General features: G+C 29.1%; 1 protein-coding gene. It reads left to right on the top strand.

What is annotated here, in order from left to right:
- Window positions 1-433, top strand: a 433-nt coding sequence (locus AJN70_RS00005; protein ID WP_070295291.1) for a hypothetical protein, incomplete at both ends; no start/stop codon positions are given.

Raw genomic sequence — 433 nt, 5'->3', positions numbered from 1 at the left:
ATAAATACGAAGCTGTTTATATTGGAGAAAGGGGCGGTGTTGAATTTGAGTATTCTTTTGATAGTGAAAAAGAAGCCATTGATAAAATGTTGCAGATGAATTATAAACAAAAATATTTTAGTGTAGATGAGGACTATTCAATGCAAAATAGAAAAGAAGTAGCACTAAGAATCATCAAAGAAGAAAATCTAGAAGTGATTTGGTATGATGAAGCACTTAAACCTTTATGTGCAGGTATTAAACACGATAAACAAAGAGATAAATATATATCTTTTATCACTAATGCTAAAGCAAAAATTATAGAATGGAAAAGTATTGAGTTTGATGGGGATGAAGAATTTGAAGGAAAAATATATAATGATGAAAGTAAAGCCCTTTATGCTCTTATCAATCGTGCTAGAATGATTAAGCAAAATAGAATTAGCTTTGTGTA

The organism is Campylobacter sp. BCW_4341, from assembly GCF_001764255.1.
In the GTDB taxonomy this organism is placed as follows: domain Bacteria; phylum Campylobacterota; class Campylobacteria; order Campylobacterales; family Campylobacteraceae; genus Campylobacter_D; species Campylobacter_D jejuni.
This window is presented reverse-complemented; position numbering and strand designations above follow the sequence as displayed.